We start from the raw sequence: 12006 nt of genomic DNA, 5'->3' as shown, positions 1-12006 counted from the left end.
ATAATAGCTTATTTTTCCTTACCGTGTTTTTTCTTTAAACTTTTGCAACTATGGAATGGAGAGGCCAAAAATACATATAGACGGTTTCGGTTTTGCGGTGCTGTATTATTTGACTATTAAGGAAAATAGTTTGTATATTGAGCATTTAACTTCTGATAATGATGGTCAAATCGTTAAATCCCACTTAAAATTTGATTTTAAGAAATTTCTTAAAGCTATAGATAAGGGATTTTCTGATTATATTGATAAGCAAAATACTAAAGGGGTGATACCGATACAAATGGGGGAAGCAATTGAAGGATACAATGAATTTTCCAATATTATTGAGAAGAATCTAAATTAATAACAGGATTTGAATAGGTTAATGATTATTTTACTTAGAGTTTAGGTAAAATAAATGATTTTCAACAATCGGACGCTTTTCTTTAATAAGAAAAGTGTTTTTTCATTAAGGCATCAGATAATCGAATAAGTCCTTCTTAGAGATATCTGTATAGTTTGGTAAGGGTGTTAATCAAAGTAGCTCTTATTAATCAGTGGATTTGAAAAGGGTAAAAGATCTGAGCTGTTTAAAGTAATGATCATAGGGTAAAAAATGTACCAGAGATCAGTTTGTGAAAGCATGCAAATTGTGTTAAAAGCCTTTCTGAACTTTTTATTCTTTGGCTTTATATTAAACAAGATAGGAGAGATTTTGATGAGAAACCCACATCTAATAGATCCACGCAAGAAGTTTTATACAGAAAAGTTCCCGGATCAAGAGCAGAACACTCCAGCGCTACAGAGTAAAATGAGCCCTAAACCTGACTGCGGAGAAGAATCATATAAAGGATACAATCGCCTGGAAGGGCGCAATGCATTAGTGACCGGTGGGGATTCCGGAATTGGCCGTGCCGCTGCCATTGCCTATGCGCGTGAAGGTGCCAATGTGGCTATCCAATTCTTCCCTGGTGAAGAAGAAGATGCGAACGAAGTCAAAGAGCTTATTGAAAAAGCAGGCAGAAAAGCATTACTGCTACCGTATGACTTGCGGGAAGATGGCACAGCGACAGAGATTGTGACAAAAACTGTGGAAGCTTTTGGCGGATTGGATACGCTAGTATTGAATGCTGCGCAACAAATCGCACAGCCTAAACTGGGTGATTTAACAAACAAACAAGTACAGGATACCTTCAAAGTAAACATCATCAGCATGTTTGAGACCGTAAAAGCTGCCGAAGAGCATCTGGAACCAGGAAGTGCGATTATTACTACCTCATCGGTTCAATCTTTCAATCCGTCCACATCTTTAATGGATTATGCCGCTACAAAAAGTGCTATCAGCAACTTTACGATAAACCTTTCTTCGTACTTTGCTTCTAAGGGGGTGCGCGTAAATGGGGTTGCGCCAGGACCAATATGGACACCATTGCAATTGGATAACGGACAATTGGAAGGACAAATCCCTGAGTTTGGCCAAAACACTCCTCTTGGTCGTGCGGGACAGCCAGTAGAGCTTGCGCCGGTGTACGTTCTTCTAGCTTCCGATGAAGGAAGTTATATCACAGGTCAAATTTATGGGGTGACAGGTGGCGAGCCAATCGACTTGTAATTTTGAGTGTGAGTCAAAAAAAAAACACCTCACTCGAATTCAGTGCTATCCTACTCTTCCTTTATTACAGTACGGATCACGTAATAGATGGTGGACTAACAGTTTTAGGCATAGATAATGTAAAACGTAATAAATGATAATATGCCTGCAACAGTTAGTGTTTAGTATCCAATTGTAGCAGGCTTCTAATTGCTTTTCTTTAATAACAGTCTTCAACAATCGGGCGCTTTTCTCTGAAATTAAAGGAAGGCGTTTTTCTTTGAAAAGGAAAGATAGCAGGGTAGGAAAATAACTTTTATTTCAAGAAAGTATGTAGAGGGGGGAGTTTTATGGAGATTAATATTTTGATGTATAAAATGCTTTTTTAGGTCAATTAATAAGCGCTAGTTTAGTATTGGCTATTACTAATTTCGTCCTAGTGAAAAGTAGAAAGAAAGGAATTATATTTTTAACAATCTACATATTACTAAATTTATTCTCACTAACTATTGGATTTAAATTCTCAACATTAAAGGGGAGTGGTATGTTGATGATATACATTGGCTTAGGTGTACTAACATACTTTGTTATTTAAAAGAAACTTTCTAAAGGAACAGCGATTTAGATTATTCAACTACTGGGCTCTTGAATTGAATAGCAATCTTAAAAATCTGGACCAATTCTTGAATTACATCTATTTTAGTCTTTCATACCTCTACTACTGCCAAGTTACCAAGCTTGTTGTCAGATTTGAAAAGCTCTAGCTGTTTAGAAGCAAGATTGAAGCCTAATTCTTTGCCTTTTTTTATTTCTTAAAATTTCTCCCACTATTGACATTTAGTAAATACGTGCTAGAATGTTAAATAACTTCATCGCGTTGAAGCGTTGAAGTTTAAAGCGTGAAATTACAATCATCTAGGAGTAAGCAAAATGTTTTCTATTAAGGCAAAAACAAAACCGTCAGTATTCGAAGCATTATTCATTGTAATAATAGTTATTTTAATAATTTCTATTGCGATAGGCAAGCTTGGTGCTGTACCACATATCCCTATTCTTTTATCTATTATTCTTCTCATTTTTTACGGTTTGCTAAAACGTGTGCCATTTAACGTGTTGGAAGAAAGTATGAAATCTGGAGTCATTTCAGGAATAGGAGCTATTTATATCTTCTTTTTAATAGGTATACTGATTAGTAGCTGGATTGTAAGCGGGACCATACCAACGCTTTTATATATGGGTTTTTCTCTCGTATCGGCTAGTTTCTTTTATGCGATTGTATTTATCATTACAGCAATTATCGGTACAGCAATTGGTAGTTCATTGACAACTGTAGCGACGATTGGGGTTGCTTTTGTAAGTATTGCAGGAGCCATTGATGCATCAATGGGATTGACCGCTGGCGCTATTGTATCCGGAGCGTTTTTTGGCGATAAAATGTCTCCATTGTCAGATACAACAAGTTTAGCTGCGAGCATCGTCAATATTGATTTATTTGTACATATTAAAAATATGAGTTTGACAACGATTCCTGCGTTTTTAATTAGCGGAGTCCTATATGCTGCTTTATCTCCTTCAATTGAAGGAGTAAATAACACGACCATTGCGTTCTATCAGGCTAGCTTACAAGATGCAAATTTTGTGCATTGGTATGCAATCGTGCCACTGCTCGTCTTGATTGTTTGCACATTCAAAAAAGTGCCGGCATTTTTAACACTTATTATTAGTTCCCTTGCAGCACTGTTCTTATCAATATTTCATACGTCTTTATCAGTAAGTGATTATTGTGAAATTTTATATAGTGGATATGTTTCTGAAACAGGGGTTGAAGTAATTGATTCACTCTTAACTCGTGGTGGTATCAGTAGTATGTTCTTTACAATTATGCTTGTGGTGCTTAGCCTCAGCATGGGTGGGTTACTGTTTGCTTTAGGTATTATTCAAACATTGCTCAGCAAAATTGAAGATTTATTAAAATCAGTTGGTGCATTGATTACAGGGACGGCTATTACTGCAATTGGTATTAATATAGTAGTTGGCGAACAGTATTTATCGATTTTATTAACAGGGGAAGCCTTTAAGCAACAATATAGAGAACTAGGCTTACATCCGAAAAATTTAAGCCGGGTAATGGAAGATGCGGGTACAGTCGTTAATCCGCTTGTCCCTTGGAGTGTTTGTGGTTTATTTATTACCTCGATGCTTGGCGTTTCCGTAATCGACTATCTGCCTTTTGCGTTCTTTTGCTTACTAAGTCCAGTCCTTACTATAATATTTGGATGGTTAAATCTGACAATATCAAGAAACTAAACATACTAACATTAGTAGTACAAACCAAGGCCATGGTTTGTGCTACTATTTTTTATAGTGGTAGTGAAGGAAGGTCGACCAGCCTTTGGGATCATTTAGAATCCCTATTTAAAACAGACCAACTCTCTCCCTTATTTGAATCAGTTTAGTATGTTGGGTCCAAGAGATCGTGTATAAGAAAATGGAATCGATAAGGCACTGTGAAGGCTTCTATGATTGCCCAGAAAAATTTTAAGTAAGGTTTTAAAAAGCCGATAAATGAAGTTCAAGAACTATAAATAAGTACCATAATCGTTATTCAACAATCGGGCGCAATTCTTGTACAAGGAATTATGTTTTTTTCGTGATCTTCTCCAAAAGTGGGCTTACTTACTTGAACCAATTGTACGGGAAATAAGTGGAGGTAACGATGAAAGTCTACAACTAGTTAGTTTTAGTTGCAGACTCACAAATAATTAAACATTCATTTAACACCTTATCAAGTGTTTGACTTAGTTTTATAGTAGTCGGATGGTTTAAACCATACGTCATTCCACTCTTTATTAATTCTGTTCTAAGTACATTTATTTTTTCCGTCTTATTACAATTTATAAAGGTAGCTGCCATAAATATTATCTCCTATTTGTTATTTATAGATTTAATATACAGAAAAGGAAAAAACATGAAAATACCTTATTAATGAACAATATGAACAAATTTCATTGATGCTAATTGTTCAGGAAGTGAGGTAGAGATTTAATGGGAAAATTACAAGAAAATCAATAAAAGATATTGATAAGGGATCAATAAAAATTAACTGTTTGGATTGAAGGAAGAACTCAATAAAAAAGAAACTGTCTGGTGAAGACAGCCATCTTTTGGAGGCCTATAAATTTGCGGATGCGGCCACCAACATAACCACCAAAATATATCTCTTAAAAGGAAGGAAAGTAGGAAAATAGAAATCTCCGTTAACTCCTGCTTTCATATTAGATTATTCAAACAGTTTTTATTGGGCTGGACATATCCACTGAACAATACAAAGCCATTATTTAGTAGCTAATTCATCAATCGGGCGCTTTTCAATATGAGAATTTCATTAACGTTGTAAATGTGCGTTTTCCTATTGATACCCCTTAATAATGTCAATAACATGAAGCAATGATTCTCTTTATTTTATGGAAATGAAATTCTGATTTTTCTATCAATTAATGGTATATTTATTGTAATGATACTATAAGAGAAATGCAGATTTATAAAATAAGATAAAAAGCTTATAGATTATAGGGCACATTTACAGAGAATGAATTTGCACAATACTTGGAAAGCGTAAGCCCACTTTATTTCTTTTCAAGCGCCAATTTGCTTTGAAAGCATTGAATAATAAAGGAATTAAAACAGAGGTTCAGTTTATTTGGAATCTATTAAAAGTATAAAGAAGAAACGACTTGACAGTTGGATTAGTAGGGCGCATTCCTTTAAGAGTAGAAAAAGGTTTACCCGAAGGCTGGAGGATAGCAATGATTGCTTTTATTCAAAGGATGGCACCGCATACAAGGTTGCTTGCTCTGGTGTCGATCCTCTTTTTTGTTTTATTGAACTTCCGGCTTGATTTTTTCTCGGAACTTTATCAGCCGATTCGCCGTAACCATTTAGCTCTCCATGCAATCCTCGAGATGGTCAGCATTTTTGTGTCGATTACGATTGCCCTTCATGGCTGGGTTTCTTTCAAAGAAACGATGTCAGCAAAATGGCTGCTGTTTTCATCCGTGTTTCTAGTTGTAGCGCTTTTTGATATAATGCATACCTTCTCTTTTCCCGGGATGCCTCATTTTATTATTGATAGCAACCCGCAGGCATCTATATGGTTCTGGGTGGGAGCACGCTTGACCGAAAGCATCATTTTTTTGATTGTTATACTGTTTCCGTTCAAAACAAGAGTGAAATATTACCGTCGAAAGTATTTCTACCTATTGGCATTGCTGTATTTCTTATTCGTGTCGTTCGTCATCTATCGTTTCCATGCCGACCTGCCGCTTGTAATTGTCGATGGCCATCCCACACAACTGAAAATCACCTTTGAAATTGTAACGATGATCATCCATGGCGCCGTGCTCTATAAAGTAATGACTAGCGGGCCCGCCATGACTTATAGGGAAATCGCCCTTGCTTCGTTTTACCTGATCCTGTCTTCCTGGCTTTTAACTGCTTACGAAGATGTGAGTGAATACCGCAGTATGGCCGGTCACTTTTTCAAAGTTCTTGGCTATTACTATCTTCTGAAACATATGTTTCACTGGAAGATTGAAAAGCCTTATGCAGATTTGCATGACCTAAGCACGAGGCATGAGCTTTTGCTGAATTCGGTCGCTGAAGGAATTTATGGTATCAATAAAGAGGGCAAGGTGACATTTATGAATGAGTCGGCTTTAAGGATGCTCGGCTATGAGCAGGCTGAAATTCTTGGGCATGATTTCCATGACCTAATCCATCGAACAGCCGAGGGTTGTCAGTTCGCCAAAGAAGATTGTCTTACCACACAAACATCGCATGACGGAAAATCGCGCAACTCAAAGAATCAGTTTTTCAAGCGCAAAGATGGCCATATTTTTCCGGTTTCGATGAAGACTGAGCCGATGCTCAAGAATGGGGAACAGAATGGCACCGTTATTACCTTTTCCGATCTTTCACGGGAATTGCAGTTTGATGAGTTGCAACGAGAGAAAAGACAATTCGAACTTGAGCTAAACTTGGCCATGAAATTGCAGGAATCTCTCAATCCCCAGCAAAGAAAATGGAAAGACCAAGAAAATATTGGTGCGGTGAGTGTCCCTTTTCGCATTCTGAACGGCGATTTTTACACCATTGTCCCACGTGGTAATCTGCTAATGATGGCTATTGCGGATATTTCGGGCAAAGGCATTCCAGCTGCAATTCAGAAATCGATGATGGTTTATGCACTGGAGGACTTTAACAGCCGCTATGAAGAGCCACATGATGTGCTTACCAGCATGAATACGTTTATTCACGACTATACCAGTGACTATTCATTTGTCACACTGACGATGGTGAACTACAATAAAGCGACTCGGTTGTTTTCCTATTCGACAGGAGGGCATGAACCGATTTTATGGTACCGGGTCGAACGCCATGAATTTATTGAGCTCCATACGAAAAACCCAGCACTGGGCATTTTTGCGGATAGCCACTATACGACCCAAAGTGTGGTGCTCGAGCCTGGTGACCTAATCATCCTATATACAGACGGCTTAACCGAGTGTAAAACAGTATATGCCCCTGATGAAAATGACCTACTGCGGGAAGCGTTAATGAGTATTGATCATAGCCAGCCGGGTGAAATCCTGGCCCGGCAATTGCTTGATGAGGTTAATCAGCTGAGGCCATATGAGGTTCATGATGACCAGACGATTATGATATTAAAGGCTTGATTATGAGCTGAAGAACCAGGTGCTTAAGGGTGCCTGGTTTTTGCGTTTAACATGAACATACAGGGGTAGCATCGTTAAGGTTTCGAGATAGTATAGTTGTTTAAAAAATGATAAAGTCATTGAAAATTAAAATTCCGACTTTGCTCTTCAACAAAAAGCCCGATTGTGAAGTAACACTTAATAATTGAATTGGAAATGCAGGTTCCATTTGTTGGTTTGAAGAAGGGGTTACTGATTCGTATGGGGATGGACTTGAACCAAATGATCGGCAAAAGAGAATGATAAGAAAAAAGGATTCGATTCCACTGCATGGGAATCGAGCCTATATAATTCAACCCACCAGCCCCAATCTGTTTCCACATACACTCGACACATTGTGAGGCTGTTGCGTGCTTGGAGATAGTGTAAGTAAATAAAAAATAGCTGTGTTGTTGAAAATCCTTATGTGAATCTCAGCTCTCTGCTTTTTTAATATAATCTTTTAAATGGCTAGTTTTATTTATTCAATTCCTTATATAAAACATATTTTAAAGCAGAAATTTCATCTTCAGACAGTTTACCTTCAATTTCGGATAATACTTCATCCTTGCTAATTGAACCGTTTTGTACTTGTTCCTGAATATCAAGTAAACGATTAACGCCCACTTTTTTAATTAATACACGTGTCGCTTCTTCCTTAGTTTGGAAGGGAAGAGTATCCGGATTTGTACTTGCTGCCTCGCTAACAATTTCTTGAACCTTCGAATCGTTCTCGATATAGGATTTTATTTCTTCTACATTGTCGTCATCTATAGTAGATTCCACTTTTTCGATTATTTTTTCGGAAGCAATATTTGTCCCAAAATGCCACACAGCATAGCCAGCCGCTCCGAGTAAAACAAGAATTATTGCGGTAATTGTTAAAAACTTTTTCATCAACTCACTCCTGACACTTTGAATATAGCACAACTTCTCAAAAACTACGAAGAAAAGATGTTTTCTAAATTGATATAATTACAATTGATTGTGAACCCAGATCAGATAAGTTTTTACCCTAATACATAGATAGCATAATTATCTATTGTAGGTACGTCTATCTTTCTATCTGCTTTCTTGTTCCACAAAGGGCCAGATTGTTGAATAAAATTAAATAATTTTTATGAAGCAATGTACTCAAACTAACGGTCAGTTTAGCGAAAGAATAGAATTGGCACTTTCAGAGGCTAAAACAAGTTCTTTTAATAATATTACGGAGGCTAAAATAATGAAGTTAAGGAATATCCTTGTTTCCCTCATGGGAATAACGATGCTTATTTCTGCTTGTTCGAACAATGCAACTGATTCAGAAGTTGATATTTTAGAAAGAGAATCGGAGTATGGAGATTTACCGAACAAATTAAATGAAGCACAAACAAAAATTGAAGTAGCTACCGTTAAAAAAGAATATTCAACACAAGTGAATGAACTAATTTTAAAAATAGAGAATACAGGTACAACAACTGTCGGTTTTGATTTACCTCTCTATATAGAAAAGTTAATAAATGGAACATGGTACCAAATTCCGTATAAAAATTTCACATTTGCAGACATTACCTTAGGAACAGATTCTAATTCGCATTATGAACAGGCAGTACCGCTTGAACATTTGGATTATCAATTAACAGAAGGCAGCTATCGAATAATTAAAGCCTTCTATGTAAATGAAGGTGAATCTGTTCTTGGAGCTCAATTTGACCTTAAAGAATAATAGTTTTGATGATTTTTTGTTGCACTTACAGAGGCTTTAGTAAGAACGATATATAACAATCGGGCGCAATTCTTCATAAGCGAAGGATTGCATTTTTTTATTCAAGTAAAGGTGTAGGTTGTGAAATCATGTTTTGAAACTTTATTATAAATATAATGTCTAAATTAAAGGGGGGAAATATTTTGAAAAAGATAATTATCATACTTTGTGTAATTAGTTTTGCATTAGTTGGCTGTTCTCAAGAACCAATTAGCCAAATAAGTGAACCAACAACTGAACAAAATATAGAAACATACTCTAATACTAAAATGAATAATTTAGAATTAAAAAAGACCGAAGAAGTAGAAATTTTTAAAAAAGCGGTAAATGAATCGAAAAAAGAGCCGGGCATCGTCAATATGACAAATGCACAATATCAATTTGTTCTTGGTGAAGAATCTTTTTTTCTATGGATTGCAGAAGAAGCTGGAACGATAATGAATACAAAAGATACACACACTATTTATACACTATCAAGTAGTTCGGTTAAAGAAGTCTATAAGTTTATTAATAAAGGCCGATCTGAGAAGATTGAAGAAGTAGTCTATGGACACATTGATATTCAAAATATAGAGGGGTTAGATAATTTTATAAAAAATGTAGAAAATCAAAACGAAGCAAAATTAAATTATATTCAGTATGGGACAGAGGGGCAACGTGGAGTCAGGACATTAAGTAAATTATTCAACAATCGGGCGTAATTCTTGAAAAGAATTGTGCCTTTTTTAGCTACAGGTCCATATTCTTGAGTAAAGTTAGCGAAACAATCGAATTAGAGAAGACTAGCTATAATATTATTATTGAGGCAAGAGTTGAAAAATGAGGTCGCTAAGACTAGAAAAAAGTAAAAAGAGTCTGGGACAGAATTACAAAATTCTTTGAATGACGGAAAAATATATATAAAGAATTGGATACATATAAATTGATTGGAGTGGAGGGGCGAGTGTAGCTGACGGCTATGCCTTTCGCTACAGAGCGAAGCTTCCTGGGGGAATAGCACGTGTGAGAGACGCTCGTGTCGAGCCGTGCCATGGATGCGCGTCCGGCGCAACGGCAATCAATTTTAGCTAATTTTAGCTATATCAAGAAAACACCATTTTCCTACTTTAGGAAAATGGTGTTTTCGGGTTATGTCCCATCCTCTTTAAAATAAATTCAGTTAATTTTCATAAATGTAATTATTTGTAGGGGTATTTTGGATAGAATTTTACTGTTGCGGCAAGTTTAGAGCAGTTCCTGCAGCTTTCAAGTCAACATCTAATTGTTGAAATACATCACCAGGATAATAATAGCCTTTCGAGATCATATAATCAGTAATTCTACCGTGCGTTTCTATTGCTGTATTCAATTGATTCTTGAGAGTATCTCTAACTTCGGGGGTTGCAGTTTCTGTAAGGGCAAGTGCGTAGTTTTTAATTCCTGACTTTGCTGCAATTAGTAAATCAGTTGCAATTACTTGATCAGTTATTGCGCCCATTCCACCCATGTTTGGATTGTTTGTCATGTGTTATGCCTCCTATTGTAGATAGCCTTGTAGTGCTTGAATACTTTCTCTATCGATTTGTGAAGTCTCAGAAAGCAAACTTTTTAATTCTTCATCTTGAGCAAGTGCTGCCATAGCCGTGGATTTTGTTAAACAGAGGGTCTTAAAAGTTAATAACTCATGGATTTCTAATCTTTCATGTACACCCAGTTTTTCTTTCATAATTACCTCCTGAAATGGTCTAGATTTTAACCACAAATAGACTAACCAAAATCAATAATTTATAATCCATAAAAATATTTGCTGCTATTTGAAAAGTAGTTCAGGCATAATGATTCTTAATCTGTACTAGTAAGAATGGTTGTATAACTCAAAAATTTAAATTAGTGATCACATACATAGAAAATAAGAGCACTAATGAATTAGTGCTCTTATTAATAACAAATAGACGTAAAGTATTAGCATTTAATTTGTGGGGATAACAAACCTTGAATAAAATTAGGTAAGAATAAATTGAATTGTATACCCAATTTTAAATGCCTTAACTATGGTTGTAAGTTAACTGTTACATCAAATGTTAGGAACAATATTATTTCTTTTAAAGCCGGATTAATACAAAATTAAATTATCCTTTTATTAGTTTTTTACTAAGAAATGATACGAATAAAATTGCCACTACATTCACATTATATTTGTTCCACTACATTCACATTATATTTGTTGTGGAGGTGAGATAACATGGCACAAAACAACAACAATAACAATAACAACAATAGCAACAACCGTCAAAATAATGATGCAACAACCGTAACAACCGTGAGGAGTTTGCTGAAGATTTAAACTTTGACCGTAACAACAATAACAACAACCGTAACAATAACAATAATAACAATAATAACAACCGTTAATTTATACATCTTATAGATTACCTGAATCCAGAATAATATCACTTTTTCATGAAGTACATTATTCTGGGTTTTTATTCAAGTAAAGAACATTGTACTATCAGAATGATTGGTTCTCCATTCTAAAGTTTTCTGGCCTTTTTCGGGGAGAAATATCTAAAAATACAGGATCTAAATAAGATTTTTTGAAAAATAATAGTATAGATTGATTTATGATTGGCTAATATAATCGAGTAGGAAATAAAGCCATAAAATCTTTCCGAAGTAGCTCAGTGGTAGAGCAATCGGCTGTTAACCGATTGGTCGTAGGTTCGAGTCCTACCTCCGGAGTATTAAATGACGAACGCTATTCTTGAAAAAGGATAAGCGTTCATTTTTCATTAAGGAGAATCTTTTGAATCATTTCTTTACTATAATTTTGAAACATGCAAAAGAGGCTAAATTGATTAGAGAAGTAATTATAAGCTTAAATACAATTTAAAATTGTTCCAGATTATTGAAAGAACAAATGCTGGAAACTGCAAGGTCAAAAATAACACTCTTCTGCA

At 35.7% G+C, this 12006-nt stretch carries 10 protein-coding genes and 1 tRNA gene; 7 read left to right on the top strand and 4 right to left on the bottom strand.

What is annotated here, in order from left to right:
- Positions 1–109: 109 nt before the first annotated feature.
- From ACFQU5_RS14405 to nhaC, 3 genes are all read left to right on the top strand, one after another.
- On the top strand, positions 110–343 hold the full coding sequence (locus ACFQU5_RS14405) for a hypothetical protein (RefSeq protein ID WP_390288975.1): 234 nt from the start codon (positions 110–112) through the stop codon (positions 341–343).
- 354 nt (positions 344–697) lie between these two features.
- Positions 698–1591, top strand: coding sequence for an SDR family oxidoreductase (locus tag ACFQU5_RS14400; protein WP_390289370.1), 894 nt, complete (start codon positions 698–700; stop codon positions 1589–1591).
- 909 nt (positions 1592–2500) lie between these two features.
- Entirely contained in the window at positions 2501–3877 is a 1377-nt protein-coding gene (gene nhaC / locus ACFQU5_RS14395; protein ID WP_390288972.1) for a Na+/H+ antiporter NhaC, read from the top strand.
- 423 nt (positions 3878–4300) lie between these two features.
- On the opposite strand, the gene ACFQU5_RS14390 is transcribed toward nhaC, so the two are convergent.
- Entirely contained in the window at positions 4301–4483 is a 183-nt protein-coding gene (locus ACFQU5_RS14390; protein ID WP_390288969.1) for an aspartyl-phosphate phosphatase Spo0E family protein, read from the bottom strand.
- An 821-nt stretch (positions 4484–5304) separates the two neighbouring features.
- Here ACFQU5_RS14390 and ACFQU5_RS14385 point away from each other — a divergent pair.
- Entirely contained in the window at positions 5305–7305 is a 2001-nt protein-coding gene (locus ACFQU5_RS14385; RefSeq protein WP_390288966.1) for an MASE3 domain-containing protein, read from the top strand.
- Positions 7306–7800: 495 nt separating this feature from the next.
- Here the strand turns inward: ACFQU5_RS14385 and ACFQU5_RS14380 are convergent, their stop codons facing one another.
- Positions 7801–8220, bottom strand: a complete 420-nt coding sequence (locus ACFQU5_RS14380) for a hypothetical protein (protein ID WP_390288963.1) — start codon at positions 8218–8220, stop codon at positions 7801–7803.
- Positions 8221–8548: 328 nt separating this feature from the next.
- Between ACFQU5_RS14380 and ACFQU5_RS14375 the strand changes: the two genes are divergently transcribed.
- The gene (locus ACFQU5_RS14375; RefSeq protein WP_390288960.1) at positions 8549–9031 is read left to right on the top strand and encodes an immunoglobulin-like domain-containing protein; all 483 of its coding nucleotides are present in this window, start codon (positions 8549–8551) and stop codon (positions 9029–9031) included.
- Positions 9032–9213: 182 nt separating this feature from the next.
- Entirely contained in the window at positions 9214–9771 is a 558-nt protein-coding gene (locus tag ACFQU5_RS14370) for a YhfM domain-containing protein (RefSeq protein WP_390288957.1), read from the top strand.
- 506 nt (positions 9772–10277) lie between these two features.
- Here the strand turns inward: ACFQU5_RS14370 and ACFQU5_RS14365 are convergent.
- Both ACFQU5_RS14365 and ACFQU5_RS14360 read right to left on the bottom strand, forming a co-directional pair.
- A complete protein-coding gene (locus tag ACFQU5_RS14365; RefSeq protein ID WP_301136595.1) occupies positions 10278–10574 on the bottom strand; it encodes a spore coat protein in 297 nt (98 codons plus the stop codon).
- Between the two features lie 12 nt (positions 10575–10586).
- Positions 10587–10775 (bottom strand): hypothetical protein, encoded by a 189-nt coding sequence (locus tag ACFQU5_RS14360; RefSeq protein WP_390288954.1) that lies wholly within the window; start codon positions 10773–10775, stop codon positions 10587–10589.
- Positions 10776–11716: 941 nt separating this feature from the next.
- Here ACFQU5_RS14360 and ACFQU5_RS14355 point away from each other — a divergent pair.
- A tRNA-Asn gene (locus tag ACFQU5_RS14355) sits at positions 11717–11788 on the top strand.
- Positions 11789–12006 lie beyond the last annotated feature (218 nt).

It is taken from the genome of Ureibacillus sp. GCM10028918 (assembly GCF_042666115.1).
Classification (GTDB): Bacteria; Bacillota; Bacilli; order Bacillales_A; family Planococcaceae; genus Ureibacillus.
The sequence above is the reverse complement of the archived record's forward strand: the minus strand, read 5'-3'. Positions and strand labels throughout refer to the sequence as shown.